This window comes from Bacteroidota bacterium, from assembly GCA_041658205.1.
In the GTDB taxonomy this organism is placed as follows: Bacteria; Bacteroidota; Ignavibacteria; order UBA10030; family UBA8401; genus UBA8401.
Map to the genome: position 1 here is coordinate 1,616,278 of JBBAAO010000001.1, position 23,756 is coordinate 1,640,033.

The 23,756-nt window shown below is 39.1% G+C and carries 22 protein-coding genes and 1 tRNA gene; 3 read left to right on the plus strand and 20 right to left on the minus strand.

Annotation, left to right across the window (positions count from 1 at the left end; genetic code table 11):
• The first annotated feature begins 5 nt into the window (after positions 1-5).
• The 3 genes from WDA22_06685 (at position 6) to WDA22_06695 (ending at position 3,868) form a co-directional block, all read left to right on the plus strand.
• Positions 6-1,256, plus strand: coding sequence for a sodium:proton antiporter (locus WDA22_06685; GenBank protein MFA5833145.1), 1,251 nt, complete (start codon positions 6-8; stop codon positions 1,254-1,256).
• A 125-nt stretch (positions 1,257-1,381) separates the two neighbouring features.
• The gene (locus WDA22_06690) at positions 1,382-3,541 is read left to right on the plus strand and encodes a sodium-translocating pyrophosphatase (protein ID MFA5833146.1); all 2,160 of its coding nucleotides are present in this window, start codon (positions 1,382-1,384) and stop codon (positions 3,539-3,541) included.
• A 254-nt stretch (positions 3,542-3,795) separates the two neighbouring features.
• Positions 3,796-3,868 (plus strand) — tRNA-Phe (locus WDA22_06695).
• Between the two features lie 96 nt (positions 3,869-3,964).
• Here WDA22_06695 and WDA22_06700 read toward each other — a convergent pair.
• From WDA22_06700 to mtaB, 20 genes are all read right to left on the minus strand, one after another.
• Positions 3,965-5,584 carry an Ig-like domain-containing protein gene (locus tag WDA22_06700; protein MFA5833147.1) on the minus strand — a complete coding sequence of 540 codons (1,620 nt, stop codon included), beginning with the start codon at positions 5,582-5,584 and terminating at the stop codon, positions 3,965-3,967.
• 436 nt (positions 5,585-6,020) lie between these two features.
• A complete protein-coding gene (gene lexA, locus WDA22_06705) occupies positions 6,021-6,668 on the minus strand; it encodes a transcriptional repressor LexA (GenBank protein MFA5833148.1) in 648 nt (215 codons plus the stop codon).
• Between the two features lie 65 nt (positions 6,669-6,733).
• Positions 6,734-7,312, minus strand: a complete 579-nt coding sequence (nadD, locus tag WDA22_06710; GenBank protein ID MFA5833149.1) for a nicotinate (nicotinamide) nucleotide adenylyltransferase — start codon at positions 7,310-7,312, stop codon at positions 6,734-6,736.
• Positions 7,309-8,403 carry a glycosyltransferase family 1 protein gene (locus WDA22_06715; GenBank protein ID MFA5833150.1) on the minus strand — a complete coding sequence of 365 codons (1,095 nt, stop codon included), beginning with the start codon at positions 8,401-8,403 and terminating at the stop codon, positions 7,309-7,311. Before WDA22_06715 ends, nadD begins: the two co-directional genes overlap by 4 nt.
• 12 nt (positions 8,404-8,415) lie before the next feature.
• Positions 8,416-9,282 carry a glycosyltransferase family 2 protein gene (locus WDA22_06720; GenBank protein ID MFA5833151.1) on the minus strand — a complete coding sequence of 289 codons (867 nt, stop codon included), beginning with the start codon at positions 9,280-9,282 and terminating at the stop codon, positions 8,416-8,418.
• Positions 9,279-10,295 (minus strand): glycosyltransferase family 2 protein, encoded by a 1,017-nt coding sequence (locus tag WDA22_06725; protein MFA5833152.1) that lies wholly within the window; start codon positions 10,293-10,295, stop codon positions 9,279-9,281. Before WDA22_06725 ends, WDA22_06720 begins: the two co-directional genes overlap by 4 nt.
• Positions 10,296-10,299: 4 nt before the next feature.
• Positions 10,300-11,328, minus strand: coding sequence for a glycosyltransferase family A protein (locus tag WDA22_06730; protein MFA5833153.1), 1,029 nt, complete (start codon positions 11,326-11,328; stop codon positions 10,300-10,302).
• Positions 11,329-11,357: 29 nt separating this feature from the next.
• Positions 11,358-12,104 carry a glycosyltransferase family 2 protein gene (locus WDA22_06735; protein MFA5833154.1) on the minus strand — a complete coding sequence of 249 codons (747 nt, stop codon included), beginning with the start codon at positions 12,102-12,104 and terminating at the stop codon, positions 11,358-11,360.
• 10 nt (positions 12,105-12,114) lie between these two features.
• Complete coding sequence (locus WDA22_06740) at positions 12,115-13,248, minus strand: glycosyltransferase family 1 protein (protein ID MFA5833155.1); 1,134 nt, start codon at positions 13,246-13,248, stop codon at positions 12,115-12,117.
• Positions 13,249-13,356: 108 nt separating this feature from the next.
• On the minus strand, positions 13,357-14,703 hold the full coding sequence (locus WDA22_06745) for an oligosaccharide flippase family protein (GenBank protein ID MFA5833156.1): 1,347 nt from the start codon (positions 14,701-14,703) through the stop codon (positions 13,357-13,359).
• A complete protein-coding gene (locus WDA22_06750; protein MFA5833157.1) occupies positions 14,690-15,376 on the minus strand; it encodes a class I SAM-dependent methyltransferase in 687 nt (228 codons plus the stop codon). The genes WDA22_06745 and WDA22_06750 overlap by 14 nt, the downstream gene beginning before the upstream one ends.
• Positions 15,373-16,230, minus strand: coding sequence for a glycosyltransferase family 2 protein (locus tag WDA22_06755; protein MFA5833158.1), 858 nt, complete (start codon positions 16,228-16,230; stop codon positions 15,373-15,375). The genes WDA22_06750 and WDA22_06755 overlap by 4 nt, the downstream gene beginning before the upstream one ends.
• Before the next feature lie 3 nt (positions 16,231-16,233).
• Positions 16,234-17,445: a tryptophan synthase subunit beta gene (gene trpB / locus WDA22_06760; GenBank protein ID MFA5833159.1), complete on the minus strand. Its 1,212-nt coding sequence runs from the start codon at positions 17,443-17,445 to the stop codon at positions 16,234-16,236.
• A gap of 2 nt (positions 17,446-17,447) precedes the next feature.
• On the minus strand, positions 17,448-18,083 hold the full coding sequence (locus WDA22_06765; GenBank protein ID MFA5833160.1) for a phosphoribosylanthranilate isomerase: 636 nt from the start codon (positions 18,081-18,083) through the stop codon (positions 17,448-17,450).
• Positions 18,080-18,877 carry an indole-3-glycerol phosphate synthase TrpC gene (trpC, locus tag WDA22_06770; GenBank protein MFA5833161.1) on the minus strand — a complete coding sequence of 266 codons (798 nt, stop codon included), beginning with the start codon at positions 18,875-18,877 and terminating at the stop codon, positions 18,080-18,082. The genes WDA22_06765 and trpC overlap by 4 nt, the downstream gene beginning before the upstream one ends.
• Complete coding sequence (locus WDA22_06775) at positions 18,870-19,724, minus strand: hemolysin family protein (protein ID MFA5833162.1); 855 nt, start codon at positions 19,722-19,724, stop codon at positions 18,870-18,872. The genes trpC and WDA22_06775 overlap by 8 nt, the downstream gene beginning before the upstream one ends.
• Before the next feature lie 4 nt (positions 19,725-19,728).
• A complete protein-coding gene (trpD, locus tag WDA22_06780; GenBank protein MFA5833163.1) occupies positions 19,729-20,739 on the minus strand; it encodes an anthranilate phosphoribosyltransferase in 1,011 nt (336 codons plus the stop codon).
• Positions 20,740-20,769: 30 nt separating this feature from the next.
• On the minus strand, positions 20,770-21,501 hold the full coding sequence (truA, locus tag WDA22_06785) for a tRNA pseudouridine(38-40) synthase TruA (GenBank protein MFA5833164.1): 732 nt from the start codon (positions 21,499-21,501) through the stop codon (positions 20,770-20,772).
• 29 nt (positions 21,502-21,530) lie between these two features.
• Entirely contained in the window at positions 21,531-22,259 is a 729-nt protein-coding gene (locus WDA22_06790) for a hypothetical protein (GenBank protein MFA5833165.1), read from the minus strand.
• 122 nt (positions 22,260-22,381) lie between these two features.
• Positions 22,382-23,734 (minus strand): tRNA (N(6)-L-threonylcarbamoyladenosine(37)-C(2))-methylthiotransferase MtaB, encoded by a 1,353-nt coding sequence (gene mtaB / locus WDA22_06795; GenBank protein MFA5833166.1) that lies wholly within the window; start codon positions 23,732-23,734, stop codon positions 22,382-22,384.
• Positions 23,735-23,756: the final 22 nt, after the last annotated feature.

The following is a 23,756-nucleotide window of genomic DNA, read 5'->3' on the forward strand; positions in this document are numbered from 1 at the left end:
TGAGAATGTCATATTTACTTGTTCTCCCTTTTGCGGCATTATTACTTCTTATTGCTTTAGCGCCATTATTTTTTTCTGATTGGTGGAGTAACCATTATCCAAAAATCTCTTTATCACTCGGTGCATTGGTCATCGGTTATTATGTTTTCTTCCTTACCAAAAACGAAATTGTTTTGCACACCGTTATTGAATACATCAGTTTTATCGTGTTAATTGGGGCTTTGTATATTGTTTCTGGCGGAATCCATATCTCTACAAAAGATCTTACCAATCCAAAAGAAAACGTTTTAATACTCATTGTCGGAGCAATTCTTGCTAATATATTAGGTACCACCGGCGCATCCATGCTTCTTATCAGGCCGTGGATCAAAATGAATAAAAAGCGGATACAGCCGTACCATATCGTGTTTTTCATTTTTATTATTTCAAATGTTGGCGGATCGCTTACTCCGATTGGAGATCCACCGTTGTTCCTCGGTTATCTTAAGGGAGTTCCTTTTTGGTGGATAACATCCAAAGCATTTCCTATTTGGTGCACTGCTGTTGGTCTGTTGCTTGTGATCTTTTATGTCCTTGATTCAAAAAATTTTCACGCTCAGAAAAAATCAATCATTAAAGAAATTGAAGGGACCGATGTATGGAAAATTGAGGGACTTATTAACTTTCTGTTTTTGGGAATTATTCTTCTGGCAGTATTTATTGAATCTCCGATGTTTTTGCGTGAAGGTGTTATTATCGTTACAGCAATCGCATCGTATATGACAACGAAAAAAACTATTCATACGGCTAATCACTTTACCTTTCATCCCATTCAAGAAGTTGCCATACTCTTTGCCGGAATTTTTGCTACGATGATCCCGGCATTGGAATTACTCCGCACGCAGGCTCAGACTATGACTTCCCTGACTCCTAGTTTTTTTTATTGGAATACAGGACTCTTATCCAGTTTTTTGGATAATGCGCCGACATATTTGAGTTTCTTAAGTGTAGCGGAAGGAAATCTCAATTCGTCGTCACTTCCATTAGCAGAGTTGTTGAACAATTCTACATTCTCTTCATACCTGATTGCCATCAGCATTGGTGCCGTTTTTTTTGGAGCTAATACGTACATTGGAAATGGTCCAAATTTCATGGTGAAATCGATAGCAGATCATTATAATGTTCCTGTTCCTTCATTTGTTCGTTACATAACCCACTTTACAGTCCCCTTTCTCCTCCCTGTATTGATAGTGATATGGATATTGTTTTTCCTTTGAGAAAAACTTCCTCAGTAATGATAAAAAATCCTACAGGAAATATTGTTCTTAAGAATTAAAATTGTATATTTAGCCCTGAAAACAATCAAATTAACCCCTTTTTTAAAACAAACTAATAGGAATTTATGGAGCTTACGTTAATTCTTGGAATCAGTGTCATTGGTCTGTTGTTTGCACTGTTTTTAATCCGTGATGTGTTGAAACGCGACACGGGAACAGCTGCAATGCAAGAAATTTCCAACGCTATCAAAGCAGGTGCAGAGGCATTCTTGCGTCGGCAAAATAGGACGATTGCATATCTTTCGATCGCACTCGCTGCGATCATTTATATACTCTATGCGTTTGTTCGTGCACATAATGAACATGATCCGGCTTCAGCAAGCATGCTGGCACTTTGGACAACTCTTTCTTTTGTACTTGGTGCTGCTTGTTCCGTTGCCGCAGGTTATATGGGAATGTGGACATCAATCAGAACAAACATTCGAACTGCAGCTGCAGCAACAAAAGGAATGAACGGCGCTTTGCAGACCGCACTTCGCGGCGGCGCAGTTTCTGGTTTTTTTGTCGTTGCAATGAGTCTGCTTGGTGTAGCAGGATTGTTCGCGATCGTGGATTCCCTGGGAATCGTATCTGATATGTCTAAGATTCCATTGTTAATTGTTGGCTATGGATTTGGTGCTTCGTTTGTTGCACTTTTTGCACAACTTGGCGGTGGTATCTACACAAAAGCAGCAGATGTTGGTGCTGATCTTGTAGGAAAAGTTGAAGCCGGAATTCCTGAGGATGATCCTCGTAATCCTGCTGTTATCGCCGATCTTGTCGGTGATAACGTTGGAGATTGTGCGGGTCGTGGTGCAGATTTATTTGAATCAACAGCGGCTGAAAATATCGGCGCGATGATTCTTGCGGCCGGTCTTTATAAAGCTAACGCAGCAACATTTGAGGGCGCAGGATTGACATTGATTGGAGTTCTCTTATTTCCTCTCGTTGCTCGTGCCTTCGGTATCCTTGCGTCCATCGTTGGAATTATGATTGTGAAAACAAACGATACAGAAGATCCGATGAAAGCATTAAATCGCGGATATTATGTTACTTCTATACTTGCGATGATCGGTTTCTTTATTGCTTCAAAATGGCTTCTTGGAGAAACATATTATTTTAATTTCTTCATTGCCGGCGTCATCGGCGTGTTGACTGCACTTGCATTTGTGTTTTTAACACAATATTACACAGAATATAATTATCGTCCCGTACAATCGATTGCAGAAGCATCTAAAACGGGTCCGGCAACAAACATTATCGCTGGTCTTGCCGTTGGTATGGAATCCACAGGATTTCCGGTGCTTGTCATCTCTGCTGCATTAATCTCCTCCTATTTCCTCGGTGAAACATCGGGATTACAGAATGCCGGATTATTCGGAACAGCTGTTGCAACCATGGGTATGCTTGGAACCGCGGCATATATCCTCGCAATGGATACATTCGGTCCTATCACCGATAATGCCGGCGGCATTATTGAAATGTCTCACCAAACGGATGAGATCCGAAAGAAAACTGATCGGTTGGATGCCGTGGGGAATACCACAAAAGCATTAACAAAAGGATATGCCGTTGGATCAGCTGCATTAGCTGCATTTCTTCTGTTCTCTGCCTATTTCGACGAAGTTCGTAACTATGGATTCACGCTTGATCATATCGATCTTTCGAAACCGGCAGTATTTGTTGGTGCATTGCTCGGTGCAATGTTAGTATTTCTCTTCTCCTCACTTGCCATTAAAGCAGTGGGACGTGCAGCATATGCAGTCATCAATAATGTTCGGGATCAGTTCAAGAACAATCCCGGAATTATGCTCGGCACTTCTAAACCGGATTATGGTCAATGCGTTGACATTGTGACTAAAGCAGCGCTGAAAGAAATGGTTCTTCCCGGCATTTTGGTTGTTGCTATGCCCATCGTTGTCGGCATTTCGTTCAAGTGGTTATTTATTTCAACAGGAAGTCCATCGCACGGTGCCAGCGGTGCTGAAGTTGTCGGTGGATTTTTGATGGTTGGAACAATCACCGGTATATTGATGGCATTATTTATGAACAACGGCGGCGGTGCATGGGATAATGCAAAGAAATTTGTTGAAGTAGAAAGCAAAAAAGGAACTGATTGGCATAAAGCAACCGTTGTCGGCGATACAGTCGGCGATCCGTTTAAAGATACAGCAGGTCCTTCACTTCACGTGTTAATTAAATTACTCTCAACCATCACCCTTGTGATGGCTCCGTTGTTTATCTAAAGTGTTTAACTCTGAAAACTTCCGAAATCTTTAAGGCTTCGGAAGTTTTTTTATACTCTGACGAAAATTTTTCTTGGGAAGGAAGTAAAAATTTTTTATATTTGTAGAGTTGTTACGGTAAGACCCTGCTATAAAACAGCGGGATCTGGAAAGTTTCATGAACTTAGCATCCTCGGAAAATAATTTTGAATGCTAAGTTTTAAGAGTTTCATAGAAGTTACAGCCACTGCATGACTGTAACTTCTGAAACTTTCGGACAGGTAGCTCAGTTGGTAGAGCAACGGCCTGAAAAGCCGTGTGTCGCCGGTTCAATCCCGGCTCTGTCCACAAAGAAAAGCCCAATTTGATTAAAAATTGGGCTTTTCTATTTTATTGTGGTAGGTTCAACAATTTATTTTCGACTATACTATAGACACAAATTGGTTACGGCACGCTTTCCCATTTCCATTGATTGAACGGTGCCATGACATAGATAGCGTTATTCACACCCCCGCCAACATCATTCCACGATGTTCCATCCCAGCGTGCAATTCTATTGACCGGAATAATTCCCGACGCGGTAAAATCACCACCAGCATATAAAACATTATTTGCCACAGCAAAACATTGAACAGCATTGTTAAATCCCCCTGCGACTGATTTCCAAGAATTTCCATCCCATGCCGCAACCCGATTAATGCTGTCTGTACCAATTGCTTTAAAATTTCCGCCGGCAAAAAGTTGATTTCCAAACGATTGTAGTGCAAACGGAGTTATGGCAAATGAAGACCCTATTTGCGTCCATCCGCCTCCGTTCCATTTGAACACTCCCCTATTTGTTGAAGTGGAACCGGAATGATTAGTTTGTTTCGCTGCATAGAGTTCACCGTGATGTACGCACATTGAAGAGATCGATTCCGATGATGATCCCAGCGGAAATTGCCATTGAACTCCGTCCCAATGCGAAAACCAACTTCCATTGACTCCTGCAGAAAAATCCCTACCAATAGCATATATTTTATCTTCAAACAATGTTAAACAATCAACAAAAGTAAACGGTGGACTCCCCATTGCTGACCAGCGTGATCCATCCCATTTTGCAACACCAGGTGTTGGAAAGTTTTCTGCGGAATTAAATCCACCTCCAACAATAAGTTCACCGTTATATACTGCAAGAGTGCTCACATTTCCATTTGTACCTACACCGAGCGTTGCCCAATTTGAAATATTCCAATATCGTATTCCGTTCTGGCTCCCATTTCCATAATACAATGAGTTATTATATGTTAAAATACTCGCTACCGTTCCATTGCTTCCAGCCCCCATGGCAGACCATGTGTTTCCATCCCAAAAAGCAATTAAAGCAACTGAAGTTGTTCCGGCAACAGTAAGATTGCCTCCCACACAAAGTCCTTTTGTCATTCCAGTAATTTTGACATTATTCGAATAACCACTATTATACGCTTCTTTTTTTGCCCTCACTCTGAATATGTATGTTTGAGCAGTGTTAAACACTTTTCGAATATAGACACTGGCAGTATCTTTGCCAGCTGATTTTAAAAATGAGAACCCTCCACTGTTAACACTCTCTTCAACTTCAAAGGAAGATTCAATTGAACTATTATCTTTCCACGCTAACCGAATTTCTTCATCATTAAGTGATGTTACTATGAGTTCAGAAGGAGCAAATCGGTAAAATGTGACCGTAACTGCTTGTGAAGTAGCCACTCTTCCTGATGAATCATATGCTTTGGCAATAATTGTATGCAAAGAATTTTCTTGATAGGTAGACGCTTTTATCACAAATGTATATGGTGGAAAGAAAAGAGTCCTTGTTGAATCGGTAATTTCATCTATAGATAATTCAACTTTCTGAATTCCTCTTTCACTCTTTGCTTCAACGACCACAATGCTGCTATCCAGAATATTCGAGTTGTTTAGAGGAGCTAAGATAGAGACCATTGGCGGTGTGTTTTCTTTTCCATTAACTGGCGAAGTCGGCTGATCCTTCTTACAGCCATTGAAGCATAGAATAACACATATGAATACGAGCAGACGATGCATGACAATTCTTCTCAATAAGATTATTCCTTGACGATACGACTGCATTCTAGGAAATTAATCAGGAATAACTCTGACAGGATTTTTTAATAAAAAGAGCAGCACAACCAACTGAGCCGGTTTCTTACCTAAACGATCCATTGCTCATTGGCATATTGTTTCCAATGGAAATATATTTTGAGTTTGGATGGTCCCCACAATCATCACAAAACCTGATGCTCCAAACATTAATAAAAGATATTATTAGCCAGATCATGAGGGATATTACTGACCATAAATTTAAGAGTGATTGTTTCTTTGCTATTCTTGGTAAAGAGTTAGATCCTAAAAGACACCATAACTATTTTTATTTTCACTTAAAAATATTGTATTAATGTCAGATCAGCAACATTTAAAAAAAATCCTTCAAATGAAGGATTAGTTTTCTAAAAAAGATATTTTAGGATGCTTTTTTGTATTTCACCGAGTCATCAATCCTTTTCTTGTCGATTGATCGGATCATACCAACTACTACACCCACAATTTGAAACCGGTCATCGTGTTTGTTCACTTCAATCGGTTTATATTTACTGTTTGCTGGGACTAAACGGATAGTATTCCCATCACGCTCAAACCATTTCACTGTTGGTTCCCCTTCAACCAAGGCAACAACCATTCTACCGTTTCGCGCCTCAATTTTAGGATCAACAAACAATAAATCGTCAGTTTCAAGGTTGGCATCCTTCATACTGTCACCCCTAACGTACAGACCAAACACTTCATCCGATGCCGAGATATATTTTTTAATTTCAAAAGTGTCGACAATATTTTCCTGAGACATAAACGGTGTCCCCGCCGGAACATATCCGTAAATCGGAATCCCTTTAGATTTTGACTGGAAGAGTTCAATACCGCGGGAGATGTTTGGAATATATTTTAACGCCTGTTTTCGATCAAGCGTAAGCAGATGTGAGCGAACAGCATTCAAATTTACTTTTAGTTTATCCGCTAGTTCCGCCAACGTGGGAGGAATATTGTTCTCTTCGATATACGCTTTTACAAGATCGAATACTTTTTGCTGAGCTTTGGTAAGAGGTTTGTTTTCCATAGATTTACTGTAATTATGATCAGTGTAAGAATATACAGTAAACAAAAACTTCTGTCAAGTAGTTTTTATCGAAAAAGATTATTGGAATGAATATACTCTTCAACAGTATTAGGAACCAGATAATGAATTGATTTTTGTTCATTTACTCTGCGACGTATTTCAGATGAAGAAATATCAATATTAGGAACATCAATAAAAACGGTATTTTTTGTCCCAATAACCTCGTTGACCTGCTGAGGATAACCGGGGCGATTCATTACAACAAGTGTGGCCATGGTCAGAATCCTTTGCGGCTCTTTCCACAAATGGAACGTAAGATAATTGTCCATTCCGATGATAAGGAAGAGAGAATCATGAGGATTCTTATTCTTCAATTGTTCTAGGGTTATGATGGTATAAGAAGTTTCTCTTTTTGCTATTTCGATATCAGAACAATCAAACTTTACATTACTCGAAACAGCGAGCTTCGTCATCGCCAAGCGATGTTCAGCGATATCTGATTCCCCCTCCTGTTTATGCGGAGAAATATAGGATGGAATAAAAGTGATCTTATCTAAACTGAGTTCCGTACGGACTTGTTCAGCAACAATTAAATGTCCAACATGCGGCGGATTGAAAGTTCCGCCATAAATACCGGTTTTCATTTTGCTACCTCACGATATATTTTAAGAGTCTTTTCAGCACAATTCTTCCATGTATATTTTTTCGCACGTTCCACCCCTTTATTTATCAGTTCAGAACGAAGCATCGAATTTGAAAAAAGGGATTCTAATTGCTTCGCAAGCTCATTTTCGTCGGATGGATCGAATAATAAACCTGCATCACCAACAACTTCTGTTATGGATGTTGCTCTAGCTCCAACTACAGGAACACGGGAAGCCATCCCTTCCAACATCGAAAAACCGAAGCCTTCATAAAATGACGGGAGAACAACCACGGAGGCAGACTGATACACTGTTTTCAATTCTTCTATTCCAATTCTACCAAGATCAATTATCGATTTTTTCAATTGTAGTTCTTGGACAATGGCAACAAGGGAAGGATTTACCAGAAGATTTTCACCAGTAAAAACAAGCTGCATATCGTTATGGATCAATATTTTCTTGAAAGCTCTTAACAAGGTAGGAATGTTTTTATGTGGTTTTACGCTCCCGGTATATAAAATATACGGTTTCGTAATCTCGTATTTTTTTCGGATCCGTTCTTTCTCTTCTTCATTGGTTTTTTCAAAGTACAACTGGTTAACACCAAGAGGTACAACACGAATTTTTTCTTCTCGAATATTAAAAACTTGCATCAATTCCTTTTTTCCGAATTCTGAATCAACAATGACTGCAGAAGACGCTTTACACGCATGCCTAATCATCCAGTATGCATATGCCCGTTTTGGAAGCGAGAAATATTGTTTCAACCGAAGATGTATAATATCATGAATAGTCACGATACTCGGCATCTTTAAATTTATAGGGAGAGTATAGTGAGGAGCGTGAAAGAGATCCAATTGTTGTGCGTTCGCATTTTCTGAAACTGAGATAAGTTCTTTTAAGGAATATTTGGAAGAATTTTCCGAAACAAACTCGCCCCTCAATGAAGTGGTTATTCGAGAGCGATATTCATCTGGAATGAAATAAACACATGAAAGATCAGAGCGTTCTTCGAATGTATGAGCCAGATTTTGGATATATGTGCCAATTCCATAATCATAATATTTTCGAATATCAATTCCGACTCTCATCATGTCACCAAATTAATGTTGTGAAGAAAAGAGTAATTTTAACACTTTTTTCGCAAGTCCAGACCCTTTTTTCGTGAAAATTTTAGGAAAAAATTTAAAACCAATATATTTTCTTACCGCAATACGTTGAAACAGTGAGTTATGCTTGTCATAATATCGCAATTGGCTTCGTCGATATTCATAGACGATCTTATCATCTCTCTTCGGATAACTTTTCCCTCCCAGATGGATTAATGAAATCTGAGGAACATACAGAACATGATATCCTTTCTCGCATACTGTTTTACATAGATCGATGTCCTCAAAATACATAAAATAGTGTTCGTCAAACCCTCCGACTAATTCGAACAAGTGGCGTTTAATCATAAAAGCGGCTCCGGTTACCCAATCTTTTTTTATCGTGAGATGGGAAACAATATCTTGAGCAGACTGCAATGAATAATTATGGGCGGATTGTTTTGCTTCCATTTCAGTACGTAACGAAGGAAAACTGCCAAAAGAAAGTTGAAATGACTGATCTTGATTTAACAATTTCGGACCGACAATTCCACATTTTTCGTTTAACAAAATCTGCGTTTTCATTACTGACAATATTTCTTCTCTGAATAACGTATCGTTATTCACAAAAAACAGGAATTCCCCTTTTGCTATAGCAGCACCAGCATTATTTGCGGCCCCAAAACCTTTATTTTCCGGAAGAGATATAAGAGTGATTGATGGGAATAACACTGGCAAATCTTTTTGCGAACCATCGGTCGAATTATTATCGACAACGATCACTTCAATCATTTGAGAATCATGGTAACGATACAATGTCTCAAGACATTGACGGGTAAATTCCAAACCGTTATAGTTGACAATAATAATGCTTACAGTCATTTTGCTATCTCAATTACTCTCAGATTCACTATGCGGCAATATAATATTGAAACTATGTTCGCCAAGTTGCCAACGATTGATTCACCATTGGTCAATTTGCCGGTCATAAAACGGGTCACTTCCTTTTCATCAACTTTTTTCTCCAGTTGTAACGCCTCTCGCTTTTTGATGATGACCGATATATTGAAAAGTAGCCAGGTGTAGGCTTTCAGAAGTCCTAAAAACGAATATTTCATCCCAGCCAATGAAGCCAGACATTTCGCGACAAAATTTAAAATAATAAAAGGGAATACTTTCACAATTGTCAGCGGAGTAAAAAAAAGGAACGTGTTGAGTAATCGGTTCCGTTCCTGATAATAGGTAAGAAATTCACTCTTTTGTGTCTTAGCTGTTCCATTTCCATAGTGGTTAAGAACGGAGGCGTTTGTATGCTTTATACTATACCCCATGAATCGTAATCGAAGGCCCAAATACACATCTTCAGCATAGACAAAATAATCGTCATCAAAAGGAATTCCAATAATATCCTTTTTAAAGATCATCGACGCTCCTCCTGCAAAAAATATATCAGTTGGTTCATCAAAGATTCGCATGATATTATGTCCAAGAAAATTTATCGATCCATTTTGTTCGTAATATCGGTCAGGAATTCCTTCCGTTTTAATCAAAGAAGAGGCACAAACGATTCGATCATCAGAAACCGCTTTTACCAGTCCATCCAGCCATCCGTTATGGACTTTCGTATCATTATTGAGCAGTACAATATAATCGCCGTTTGCATGGTTCACTCCAAGATTATTTCCTCCAGCAAATCCAAGATTTTCTCTACTTTCGATCACTCGAACCGAGGGAAAAGTTTGTTTGAGGTATTCAGCGCTCCCATCCTTTGAACCATTATCCACAACGATAATTTCCGCTCGATCTGCACATTGCGGCATTACCGATGCAATACAATCGTTCAGGAAATGCTTTCCGTTATAATTGACAATGATGATACTGATTTGATTTTTCACAGTTCTACGAGCGTAATAAATCTATAATCGATTGTGGAGGTGACCACATCTGTGCATGCTTCCATCCACCCCATTTAAAAGGGGTCTGTTCTACAATCCATGCACGAGAAAGGACAATAAACTTTTTTGAAAATAGAAACATTAATATGCCCCAACCAGCCATTTTTAATTTTGCTGAAAACGTTGATTTTGTCCAAATAGAAACTAATAGTTGTATCGCTTTCTTAAAAGATTTCTCCATGAAATATCCCATCACAAGACGCTGTCGCAAATACAAGAATGCCAATTGGAATTCGAGTCCAAATTGCTTTGTCCTTGGGTCATTACTATATCTTTCCAGCATAGTAATTTTGGAGGAAATTAGCTCAGCCTCTTTTGAAGTTAAATTATTCTCTGTAAAACGGTAAATCACCAAAATGCTGTCGATGAATGTAAATTTTGCATTATCCATCGCCATTCGTATCCAACAGTCCTGATCTTCTGCCCAATAGGGTAATGAAGTATCAAATGGATGTGCTTCTACCATCGGACGTCGAAACATCATGGAATGCATCAATACAACAAAATGAATATTCAAATCAAATAACATCGCCTTGACAACATCACCATTCGGTATTTTTGCAGGAAGTGTCTGTAAAAACTTCTGCCCTTTTTCATAGAGAACAAAATCCGAATAGACAATATCCGCAGTATTGTTGGCTTGAAACTGTTCGACACATTCGTGAAGTCTGTTCTGTAAGAGAATATCATCCGCATCAAGAAACTGAATGAACTCCCCCACAGATTGTTTCACGCCGGTGTTTCGGGCTATGGAAGGTCCCTGATTCGTTTGATGGAGATATCTAAATCGTGAGTCTGATGATTGAAACGAATAAAATATTTCAGCGGATGAATCCGTGGATCCGTCGTCAATAAGTATACATTCCCAATTTCTGTAGCTTTGCCATCGAACGCTTTCTAACGTCTGCCGAAGATATTTTTCGGCATTATAACAGGGAATTATTATTGAAACTATTGTATCATTCACAGGCATTGAGGGGATTAATCGATAACCGTCTTATGTTAATTTCGTAAGAACGGTAAGTTCCGAAACATGAAGTATAATTTGTTTCTCAACAATCTCAACATCAATCCTTTTTTGGAAAGATATCCGTACTCATGACGTATCTTAAAATACTCTTCATAAGTAAATATTTCCAATTTGGATGATGTGCCGCCGTAACTATAATTTGCTACGATTTGATTGATTTGAATAAATGGAACCTCTTTTTTAATCAATCTCATCATTAATTCATAATCACTTGCATATCGATAGTCAAGACGAAAAACCCCATGGTTACGATATACAGATGTTGCGACAAAATATGCCGGATGCCCAACATTTTCCGCATGTAAATATTTATAATTCACCGCTTTGAGCATCACCTCGTTATCGCCGGCATAACATCTCAGAATACCGTAATAAACTGCATTATTGTTCTTGTGATATTCATCCGCTACTAACTGCACAGCTGTAGCTTCATACCAATCGTCACTATTGATAATTCCGATAATTTCTCCAGAAGCTAATGCAATGCCTTTATTCATTGCATCATAAATACCGTTATCTGGTTCTGAAAGTATTTTGAGATTTTCACCAAATTGAGAAGCATAAGAATTCAGAATCTCTAACGTGCGATCCGTTGAGACTCCGTCGATGACAATATATTCAATGTTTCTGTACGTTTGATTCAATACAGACTTGATTGTTCGTTCAATGGTTTTTTCTGAATTCTTACAAACGGTAATAATGGATACTTTGGGCTGCACGGTTAATCCTTTATAATAACACTTTTCGATAAACAGATTTCGTTTGTTCAACTGTCTTATCCCACGAAAACATTTTGAGTCGATCATATCCCCTATCGACTTGTTGATTTCTCAGTTGTTCATTTGTGCTCAATTGTTTGATTTGTGCTTGAATTTCAGATGCATTTTCAGGATCAAAATATAAAACCGCATCTCCACCAACTTCCGGTAATGAGCTTGCATTGCTTGTAATAACTGGACAGCCGCAAGCAAATGCTTCCAAGAGCGGCAGGCCAAAACCTTCATATTTCGATGGATACACCAACGCGATAGCATGCTGATATAGCATTATAAGCTCATTATCCGACGGGAAATATTGAAGGACTTTATTTTCAATTTTTAATTGTGAAAACAATATCTTCTCGGTGTCAATGAATTCCGGTCCTGCACAGATCAAATATAGATCGCTCTTTGCTCTCAAGATATCAGCAATTGCTTCTATAAAAAAAGAGAAATTTTTATAAATATCTCGATTCCCAACAAAGAGGAGATAATTCTTTGGTATAGTAGGACTTTGAGGGGATTGTAAAGTGACTTTGGAAAATGATGAGGCCAGATAGATTGTTGTTATTTTGTCTGATGAGACAGAATATTGTGAGATAATATCATTTTTTGTTTGTTCGGAGATAGCAATTATATGTTCCGCATTTTTAATCAATAATTTTTTCCGCTCACGCATCTCACTGATTACGGTATCAGTAAAATATTCCGGAAATAATTCATGGATCAGATCAAATACCGTCAGCACGTATGGTTTACCACGAAGATATTCCAAAAAATATGGATCGTAATATGTGGGATGAAACAGATCATATTCTTGACGGGATAATTTTTCAACAGAAATCCTTCTGTTTACAAACCCTTCTTTTGTTGTTGGGAACAACTTCCCTCTAATTTTTTTTAACAACGCATTGGTTGGCGAATGTTTGACCGAAGTGTTGTTTAGAACAATCTTTTGATAATTGATATTATCTGTTGAACGCACAGCAAATTCCGTGTGAAATGAAGAATCGCGAGAGAGTCCCGAATAGAGTTCGGCAAAATATCTTGATATCCCGCCAAATTTTAAGATTGAAAATATTTGATGGTCGTAGAGGATTCTCATTTAGATTAGACGTTCTTGAACAATTATTTTTTTACAAAAATAGGCATCGAATATTCATGGTGCGTTTCTTGTGAAGATTTCTGAACCATTGTTTGCCATGTTGAGATATTATCGCGCCCATATCCCTTTTGCTCTATTATTTATTATTTTATAATATTGAATTGGTGACCACACCGAACTAACTCCGACACAAATAATCGTGGAAAGAGTAACACCTGGAAGGCCATAAATTCCAAGCAAGTAGATAGAGAGCGGGATATTAATGATGCTGACAAATATTGCGCTATAAAGCTGCAAACGTATTTTTCCGGTTCCATTAAGAAATGATGCAAATATAGAATTCCATGTTGTCATAATTACAAAGACAGCTACGACTAGTGAAACGGCAAATGGAATATGGATAGAAGTTCCAACCCATAGCGCATAGACTTCGGTAGAGACAATCAGCATCACTGCTGATAGACAACATAATCCAACCCATACCAACATCAACTTATTGATCGATCGTTTAATCCATAGTATATCGTTACGATAATAAGCATCAGTAATGGCAGACCAAAATGGGTTGACAATCAATACAAACAAAGAACTTATTAATCCAAAATATTTCAATGCAATATTAAATGATGTCACTTCATTCGGACCAAAATATTGTGCAATAATCATATTACTCGTCGAAAACAAAATGAGCACTGCTATCTGAATAATAAAAAATTGGATGCCAAGGTTTGCCAAATTTTTTGCGTGAGCAAATTTGATATACTGAAATGTCGGAGAGAGATCTTGATATCGTCCACGATAGAGGAAAATATGAGCACCTATAAGGACCAATAAGGGTGAAACTGTAAAGACAAGACCGAATGATAATAATGAGGATACGCCATACTGATCGATAAGCACGATTCCTACCAAAGTAAGAATACTTCCGACAAGCCCAAGGAAATTACTTATCGCAGGACGTTGGTCGGCCAATAATACTGTCGTTATCAATTGAATGACAAATTGTAAAGCGAACATTAGAAAGACTATCGGTACTAATAATTGTAGTTCGCCGGTGATCGACTCAGAAGCATTAAAAATTACTCTCCAATCTAGTATTGCGTTGGCAATAAAGAATACCACACTGATTCCAACGGAGATCATCACCATAAGCGCATATGTCGTACTGATGTATTCCCTTGCTAAGGTCATTTCTTTTTTTGCCAACGCCTCAGCAAATTTATTTCTCAATCCATTTCCTAAACCAATATCAAAGAATGAAAACCAACCAATAAAAGAACTGATCGTCAGCCATACTCCGTATTCAGTAGAAGAAATTGCTTTCAATGTCATTGGAACCAACAATAGACCAATACCCATCGAACAAACCCTAATGAACAGTGAAGCGAGAATGTTTTTTTTCGCACGTATGCTACGTTCATTCCCCTGAGTAAAATATGTCTTAATGATCCGCATTATTCTCTGAGATATTACAAACAGCAAACAAACGAAAATGGTATTTCGGACGGATAATTCCGACTTTCGTCAACACTTTGCCTAGCATCCGAATTGGTGTAAATCCAAACAACGCAAATGGATTGATTCCATCCCCTTTTTGGACATGCACTTTGGTAAAATACTTCGAAAGGACTTCCGTCAATGAATGTATCGTAAAGAAATTTTTATGATCCAGTTCTGCAAAATGTTCATAGAGTAATCCATTCTGCATCAATTGTTCTACGTGTTCAGAATTGGGTGTGGTAAACAGAATCTTCTTTCGTGCCAATCGTTTTGCTTCTGTTATCAAACTATGCAGATCCGGAACATGTTCAATCACTTCGAAGCAAATCACCGTATCAACACATTTATCAGGAAGTGGAACACCATCCGTAATCTGAAACGCATCAATACCCCGTTCACGTGCACGGGCAATATATGCCGCATTTACATCTGCACCTTTCATTTCGTATCCAAGACTCTTCAAAACTACAGAATAGTTTCCGGTTGCACAGCCGAGATCAAGAATGGATTTTCCCGCATACTTTTGAGTAAACTTGATTAATTGTTTGGCAACGGCTTCTTCCGGCATGGTATGATATAACGTTGTGGTATCCCGGAATACCGATGCTCGGATCTCTTCTCCAATCATGATAACGTGGCTTTCGAATAAGAATACAATAGACTGAATCCTCGAATATCCTTTGTCGCGGCAAGGTATCGTATCACTAAGATCGGGGCGAGAATAAAATGGGTATAGTATCCAAAATATGTTTTGTAGTATAACAGGATATTCTGATACATTACGAGACGAATTGTAGATGGAGCTTGTTTTGTACTTTGACTTCCGTGATGGATCACTTTTGCATCAGGAGTAAAAAAAACTTTCCACCCTTTTTGTTTGACGCGCTGACAAAGATCTACATCGTTATACAATATCGAAAACCGTTCATCGAAAATATATTCGTCTAATGCCGTTCGACGAATCATTACACACGTTGCATCGGGTTGATCGATTTCCCGTTCAAACGCATGATCAAAATTGGACATGAGATAATTTTTATTCAGAAAATGAAGCGAGAAGTATGTGGCAACCGCATTCGCTACCGTTGGAAATTTTTTGCATGAATGCTGCACTTCACCGTTTGGTGATACTAATCGACAGGAGACTATTCCCACATCGCTATGCTCATCCAAATAATTTACCATGTGTTGAATGGTATTTGCAAAAACCTCCGTATCACTCCCTAATAACAAGAGATATTCACCTGAGGAATGTCGAAAACCGATATTATTCCCACCAGCATATCCGGCATTCACACCATTTTTTAGCAACACGACGCTGGAAAACTCACGTTCCACCATTTCCGCGGATTGATCCTTCGAGGCATTATCAACAACGATTGTCTCATATGAACACAATGGGGGAAAGGAATGAATTGATTGGAGACACGCATGCAATAAATGTTTCGTATTCCACGAGGTAAGAATGATCGAAAGTTTCATCGACTATAATTTCAGTTCTTTCATCACGGTTCCAAGATCCTTATCACCGCGACCAGAAAGATTTACGACAATAATTTGATCCTTTTGCATTGTTGCCGCTAATTTTTGTGCATAAGCAACGGCATGTGCGGATTCTAATGCAGGAATAATCCCCTCTTTGCGTGCCAACAATTGAAGCGCATCCAATGCTTCAGTATCAGTAATTGAAACATATTCCACAAAATGATTGTCTTTCAAAAAACAATGTTCCGGGCCGACACCGGGATAATCAAGTCCGGCAGAAATTGAATGTGCTATTTCAATTTGACCATTCTCATCCTGTAAAAGATATTGCATGGAACCGTGTAGCACTCCCCTTTTTCCTTTTGCCAACGCTGCCGAATGTTTTCCTGAATCCAATCCATAACCAGCAGCTTCAACTCCATACAGTTGCACGCCCGGTGTATCACTCAAAAACGGATAAAAAATTCCCATCGCATTACTTCCTCCGCCAACGCATGCAACAACAGCATCAGGCAATCGATGTTCGCTCTCTATAATTTGTTTCCGTGTTTCTATTCCAATCACCGATTGGAAATCGCGCACCATCATCGGATAAGGATGCATTCCAACTACGGAACCAATGATATAAAACGTATCGTTAACATTGGTCACCCAATCACGAATCGCTTCACTGGTAGCATCTTTTAACGTTTTGCTGCCGGAAGAAACAGCTCTCACTTCTGCACCCAATAATTTCATTCGATACACATTGGGGGCTTGCCGTTCCATATCTTCTTCGCCCATGTAGACGATGCACTGCAAACCAAATAACGCGCAGACGGTTGCTGTTGCAACGCCGTGTTGACCGGCACCGGTTTCCGCAATAATCCGTTTCTTTCCCATTCGTTGGGCAATTAAAATCTGCCCAATTGTATTATTGATCTTGTGAGCTCCGGTATGACAAAGATCCTCTCGTTTGAGATAAATTTTTGCTCCGCCAGCATGTGCGGTTAATCGCTCAGCAAAAAACAACGGCGTCTCGCGTCCCACAAAATACTTAAGGTAGTATTGAAATTCTTTTTGAAATGTTTCATCGTTTTTTACTTTAGCGTACCACTTCGTTAATTCTTCGGATGCGGGTAGAAGCGTCTCGGGAATATAACGTCCACCAAATATGCCAAAGTGGCCTCGTTCATCAGGTACATTGGGATATATACGATTCTCAGTTTTCATCACTACACATTCATTGAAAGTTCAAATGCTTTACGCGCATTCTCTACAAAGCGCTTCACTTTTTCTTTGTCTTTTTTTCCCGGCTCAATCTCAACTCCACTGCTCACATCCACACCCCATGGTTCCACCGTTTCAATGGCACTGACCACATTGGTTTCATTTAATCCGCCGGCGAGAATGACTTTCCCAAACTCATTCGCTTCCCGTGCCATCAGCCAATTAAACGTTTTTCCGGTACCTCCAAATTCCTTCTCATCATATGCATCAAGAAGAAACGCTACGGATTTATAATCATCAAAATAGACATTTCGTAATGACTCATTCACGCGAAACGTCTTAATAGCATTGGAAAATTTATTGACATATTCCAGTGGTTCGTCACCATGGAATTGACAGTAGGTAAGTTTTACTTTTGCTCCAATTGCCTTTACTGATGCAATTTCTTCATTAACGAATACTCCGACAATAGATATTCTTCCCCTAATCTGATCTGCTATTTCTTTTGCCTCTTCGGGTGTAATATATCGTTTACTTTTTGGATAGAAATTGAATCCGATCGCGGTTGCTCCTGCTTCTATGGCCGCTGTAGCATCTTCGTAATTAGTAATACCGCATATTTTAATAAAATATGGACTCATGATTCTCGTACGTTGGGACCTAAAAGTTCCTGTAACGCTTTCCGCCGATCCGATTGAGCCATCAATTGTTCTCCTACTAAAACCGCATCAAATCCGGCTTGTTCTAGACGCTGAACGGTATTATGGTTTTTTATTCCACTTTCACTGACCGTTGTATAAGAATTCGGAATAAAATTTTTAAGCATCAACGAAAGATCGACATTCACGCTGAATGATTGAAGATCACGATTATTAATGCCAATAATTTTTGCACCTGTATCAATTGCACGTTCAATCTCCTCTTTCGAATGACATTCCACTAAAACAGAAAGAGATAAATCATCCGAAGTTGTCAAAAAAGAACGGAGCTGCTCATCGCTCAATGCTGAAACGATGAGAAGAATTGCGTCTGCACCAATGACGCGAGATTCGTAAATTTGGTACTCATCAACAATAAAATCTTTCCTCAGAATTGGCAGAAATGAAGCAATTTTAGCAGCTTGGACATAATCTGACTTTCCCTGGAAATATTTCTCATCTGTCAAAACAGATATTGCGTTGGCTCCTCCTTCTTTATATTCTCGTGCTATCTTCGTCGGGACAAAATCCCTCGTAATTACTCCTTTCGAAGGAGACGCTTTTTTAATCTCTGCAATGCATGCAATTCCTTCTTCATTTTTCAATGCACTTTCAAAATCCAATGTCGCTGAGGATAACCATGCTTTTTCAATCAGATCATCAAACGATTGTTGTTCTTTCCGCAAAGCAACTTCGATTTTCTTATGACTTAATATTTCAGATAACTTATTATTCATTTATTTGGGTAATTTCTTTCGGAGATATTTTAATTTTCACTTGTCGAATGCGCCGTTCATTCTTTTTTGCCACTGTAAACGAAACATTCTCATATTTAATCTCCTCATGAAGCTCAGGAATTCGTTCCGTTAATTGATGGAGAAATCCGCTGATCGTATCGTATTGAGAATCTTCTGGTATATCGGTCTTAAAACGCTCGTTAAAATCATGAATACTCATTCCCCCGTTCACAACTGTGGTTCCATCACTGGAGGTTTCAACATCGCTCTGTTCATCATCATACTCGTCACGAATCTCACCAACAATCTCTTCAACAATATCTTCAATGGTGATTATCCCCTCTGTCCCGCCAAATTCATCGATCACAATAGCCATGTGCTGACGATTTTTTTGTAATTCCTTCAGCAACACACTGATCTTTTTGGACTCCGGAACCATATATGCCGGACGAATTATGTCTTGAAGAATAATGAGATCCCGATGTTCAAGCATTCCAATCAAATCTTTGGTGTAGATAATCCCTACAATACTGTCAATGGATTCTCGAAAGACAGGAACGCGTGTAAATCCTTGATCAATCAAGGATTGGAGCAATCGATCTCGGTGTGTTCCGATATCAACGGCAAAAACATCAGTACGGGGAACCATCACCTCTTTCACCGTTGTGTCGGTAAATTCGAGGATGCTCTTTATCAGATCATGTTCCGTTTTATCAATTGCACCGCTTCGTTCCCCCTCTTCCAGTAATTGAATAACCTCTTCTTCGGAAACTTGTTTTTTCTTGGAAAGAAAAAATTTCTTCAGCAATGATTTAAACAATGATATTTGCGTTTGTCCTTCATTCATACGATTATGAGTTCGAGAACTCAACCAACTCTTTCAATTTTTTTCCGGCTTTGCCACTGTCGATAGCTTCCTCTGCAGCAAGAACTCCATCCTGAATCGTCGGCATAATACCCGCTACATAAATTGCGGCGCCTGCGTTTAGTACAACAATGTTTCGAGCTGCGCCCTTGACACCCTCAAATATCGATTGAATAATTTTTCTGTTATCCTCTGCTTCTCCGCCAGCAAGAGCAACTAATTCTGCAGAAGGAATGCCAACAGAAGAATGTGAAAAAGTGTACGTTGAAATATTTCCATTCATAATTTCACTGATCTTCGTCTCACCTATCGTTGAAATCTCATCCATTCCCCCGTTTCCGTGCACAATAAGTGCTCGCTCTGTACCTAAATCCAATAATACTTGTGCAAGTGTCTCGGTTAATCCCCTTCGAAACACTCCTAATAACTGACGTTTTGCTCCTGCGGGATTTGTTAACGGTCCCAGAATATTAAATATTGTACGAATCCCGAGTTCACGGCGAACAGGCATAGCATATTTCATAGCGCCATGAAGCAACGGCGCAAAGAGAAATGCAATTCCAATTTCGTCCAAACATTGTTCAACTTTTTCTTTTTCCAATTCAATTTTTACTCCAAACGCTTTTAAGACATCTGCACTTCCACATTTGCTTGAGATAGCTCGATTACCATGTTTAGCGACTTTGGCGCCCGCTGCAGAAGCAACAATTGCAGAAGCAGTAGAAATATTGAATGTCCCTAAGCCATCACCACCTGTTCCGCATGTATCGATGACATTTGGATGCTTGGTATTGATTTTTGTCGATACCTCCCGCATTGCGTGTGCAGCACCTGCAATTTCTGCTGGTGTTTCCCCTTTCATTCGTAACGCCGTTAAAAATGAGGCAATGGTAGCGTCTGTTGCTTTTCCCGACATGATCTCTTTCACACACTCGTATGTATCCTGCTTTGAAAGGTCTGTTTTTTCGATCAATGTATGTATTGCATTCTGTATCATAATTGAATTTACTCTAAAACTCGTTGATATTCAATAAGTTACGCGTTCCAGGAATAATCCCTGAGCGGGTGCCGCCTGACCTGCTTTTGCACGATTCTTTGCTTCCAAAATCATACGGAAATCTTCTTCCTGAGTATATCCTCGCCCAACATTCACCATCGTACCAACTAATGCGCGAACCATACCTTGAAGAAATCTATTTGCTCTTACAACATAGATCAATTTTCCACTCTCTTTATACCATTTCGATTCGACTATATGACAGAGGTAATGTTCAACTTCGGAATCAGCTTTACAAAATGATTGAAAATCGTGAACACCAAGAATTGAAGATGCAATTCTGTTCATTTTTTCAATATCAAACCGGTAACCTATTTGCCAACAATATTTTCTATCGATTGCTGTAAATTTTTGTGAAATAAAATATTGATATTCTCTTGCAGTAGCGCTGTACCGCGCCGAAAATTTTTCATCCACTTCTTCAGCTGAATGAATGACAATATCATTTGGAATATTTCCATTAAGAGCACGATGGAATTCTCGAATCGTAAGATTACTTGATGTAAAAAAATTCGCTACCTGACCTCGGGCATGAACTCCGCTATCAGTCCTTCCGGCTCCGACAATACCGGACTCTTCTTGTGTTATCGTTCGAATTGCCGTTTCAATCTCCTCCTGTACAGTCCTTCCGTTCGGTTGCCTCTGCCAGCCAACAAAATCTGTTCCATCGTATTCTATTGTAAGTTTAATATTCCGTTTCATATGAAAAAGCCCCGCGAGCGGGGCTTCAATCAGAACCTGTGGATAATACTCAGTTTCATTCCATCAGGCTTAAGCCCATTGTTGATCAAAGATGATTCAAGCCACCATGAACCCAATTCATCATTTGATCGTTGGTTAAAAACTCTCGTTAATCGCGCCGCATTGATAGCACTGATTACATGATTAACAACAATTGATGCAATAACAAATCGAGAGTTATTGAAAACCCGCTCACTGGAAACTCTCAATGCTCGATATTCTTTTCTATGTGCATCGGACTCCCATTTCCAAAAATACTCTGAATTTGCTTCATACACCTTCTCTAGTTCCCTATCCCGGAGCTGTTTTTCATTGTATTCATATGTGTCGACAAAGTTTCCAAGATCGACAAAATATTGATCACTTTTTCCCCCTGTTTGCGCTCCAGCGTGAGCAGTAGCAAAACTGCGCGCATCTTTTTGAATCCAGGAACCATATTGCTGAAAAGAAAAATATGTGAGCCATAATCCTCCTTCAGCAATTAAGGAATATCTTCCTTCCGTAAAACCGTCTGCATACAGTTCACCCATTCCCGGGAGAAGTAAAGAATACAAAACGGCAGTAACGGCAGATTTTTTAGGAGTCTGTAGTGGTTCTTGAATTTGTTTCGAAGAAGCGGCTGTTTTAGTAAGAGCAGACCGCAAATGAAATATGTTCTCTTGTGCAGAAAGTGAAAGAGTGAACACAATGAGCATCAATATAACGTGTAATGTTTTCATACTACTCCTCAATAAGCGATCAGACTGTTCATCTTGATCATATTGAATACAAACAATACTGTTTGTCCTTCTATGGTGAATTTAGTTGATTGAAGTAGTATCAAGTTTTTCGAAGTGTTTCCTTAGCGAACAACTGAATTAAGAATAGGAAGCATCGGGTTGATAACGGATTGAGATGATTTGACACTTACAATTTCTCCTTCACACACGTCACCAGAATATTCACCAATGCGAACCATGGCAATACTGTTTTCCAACGAAGGATGATACGGTACTCGAACTCGCACATAGTTATCCGTATATCCAGAAAGCATATTCTCTTCGATTGCACTCTCGATCAACACAGGCAGAACACGATTTTTTTGTGATTGATAGAATGCAGATTTTTTCATCTGTCCAAGAATCCTAAGTTTATCGCTATGCGAATAACGAATTCTAGGTTCCACCCGTCCCGGGAAATCAATCGAAGGAGTATTTGGACGTTCAGAATAGGTAAACACATGTAAATAACTGATTGGCAGCTCATGAAGAAAATGAAAATTTTTCTCAAACAATTGTTCCGTTTCACCCGGAAAACCAACAATCACATCAACACCAATTCCTGCCGAAGGAGATTTTTCACGAATCCGATGGATTAATTTCTGATAATGTTCTGATGTATAACGGCGTCTCATTTTCCGGAGAATTTCGTCATTGCCATTTTGGAGTGGGATATGGAAATGATCGCAAATTTTTTCAGAGCGAAGCCAAAAATCGATTAATTCATCATTCAGCAAATTCGGTTCAATTGAACTGATCCGAATGCGCTCAATTCCATCAACACTATCTAATTCTTTTAATAATTGTAATAACGACAAATCATTCTTTTTCCCAAAATCTCCCACATTGACTCCGGTAAGAATAATTTCTTTGTACCCCATCTCAACTAACTGACGAGCCTGCGTAACACAAGCATCGATCGTTTGACTTCTGCTCTCACCACGTGCAAGAGGAATCGTACAGAACGCACAAGTGAAGTCGCAACCATCCTGCACTTTCAGAAATGCTCGCGTACGATCATCAACACCACCGGAAAATGCAGGACCGAAATCATTGACATTTTCAATTGGGGAAACAAATACTTTCGGGGAAGAATATTTTTGAAACGATTCCGCAAAATCGAACACTCTAAATTTTTCGCTGGCACCAAGCACAATATCAACGCCATCGATTGAGGCAATTTCTTCAGGATCAAGCTGCGCATAGCATCCGACAACTGCCACAAATGCATTTGGAGATGTTCGTAATGCACGGCGGACAATCTGACGAGCTTCCCTGTCAGCACGTTCCGTCACTGAGCAGGTATTAATGATGCAGACATCGGAATGTTCGGCAAACGGAACAATGTCGAATCCACGCTCCTTGAATTGACGTTCAAGCGATGCGGTTTCCGCATAGTTCAATTTGCAGCCCAATGTATAGAATGATGCTTTCATTTTTGGAAAATAGAAGTGCCGC

Excerpts from the sequence above, each read along its gene's own strand:
- WDA22_06685 (MFA5833145.1), top strand. The coding sequence starts at position 6 with ATGTCATATTTACTTGTTCTCCCTTTTGCGGCATTATTACTTCTTATT.
- WDA22_06690 (MFA5833146.1), top strand. The coding sequence starts at position 1,382 with ATGGAGCTTACGTTAATTCTTGGAATCAGTGTCATTGGTCTGTTGTTT.
- WDA22_06700 (MFA5833147.1), bottom strand. The coding sequence starts at position 5,584 with ATGCATCGTCTGCTCGTATTCATATGTGTTATTCTATGCTTCAATGGC.
- lexA (MFA5833148.1), bottom strand. The coding sequence starts at position 6,668 with ATGGAAAACAAACCTCTTACCAAAGCTCAGCAAAAAGTATTCGATCTT.
- nadD (MFA5833149.1), bottom strand. The coding sequence starts at position 7,312 with ATGAAAACCGGTATTTATGGCGGAACTTTCAATCCGCCGCATGTTGGA.
- WDA22_06715 (MFA5833150.1), bottom strand. The coding sequence starts at position 8,403 with ATGAGAGTCGGAATTGATATTCGAAAATATTATGATTATGGAATTGGC.
- WDA22_06720 (MFA5833151.1), bottom strand. The coding sequence starts at position 9,282 with ATGACTGTAAGCATTATTATTGTCAACTATAACGGTTTGGAATTTACC.
- WDA22_06730 (MFA5833153.1), bottom strand. The coding sequence starts at position 11,328 with ATGCCTGTGAATGATACAATAGTTTCAATAATAATTCCCTGTTATAAT.
- WDA22_06740 (MFA5833155.1), bottom strand. The coding sequence starts at position 13,248 with ATGAGAATCCTCTACGACCATCAAATATTTTCAATCTTAAAATTTGGC.
- WDA22_06745 (MFA5833156.1), bottom strand. The coding sequence starts at position 14,703 with ATGCGGATCATTAAGACATATTTTACTCAGGGGAATGAACGTAGCATA.
- WDA22_06750 (MFA5833157.1), bottom strand. The coding sequence starts at position 15,376 with ATGATTGGAGAAGAGATCCGAGCATCGGTATTCCGGGATACCACAACG.
- WDA22_06755 (MFA5833158.1), bottom strand. The coding sequence starts at position 16,230 with ATGAAACTTTCGATCATTCTTACCTCGTGGAATACGAAACATTTATTG.
- trpB (MFA5833159.1), bottom strand. The coding sequence starts at position 17,445 with ATGAAAACTGAGAATCGTATATATCCCAATGTACCTGATGAACGAGGC.
- WDA22_06765 (MFA5833160.1), bottom strand. The coding sequence starts at position 18,083 with ATGAGTCCATATTTTATTAAAATATGCGGTATTACTAATTACGAAGAT.
- trpC (MFA5833161.1), bottom strand. The coding sequence starts at position 18,877 with ATGAATAATAAGTTATCTGAAATATTAAGTCATAAGAAAATCGAAGTT.
- WDA22_06775 (MFA5833162.1), bottom strand. The coding sequence starts at position 19,724 with ATGAATGAAGGACAAACGCAAATATCATTGTTTAAATCATTGCTGAAG.
- trpD (MFA5833163.1), bottom strand. The coding sequence starts at position 20,739 with ATGATACAGAATGCAATACATACATTGATCGAAAAAACAGACCTTTCA.
- truA (MFA5833164.1), bottom strand. The coding sequence starts at position 21,501 with ATGAAACGGAATATTAAACTTACAATAGAATACGATGGAACAGATTTT.
- WDA22_06790 (MFA5833165.1), bottom strand. The coding sequence starts at position 22,259 with ATGAAAACATTACACGTTATATTGATGCTCATTGTGTTCACTCTTTCA.
- mtaB (MFA5833166.1), bottom strand. The coding sequence starts at position 23,734 with ATGAAAGCATCATTCTATACATTGGGCTGCAAATTGAACTATGCGGAA.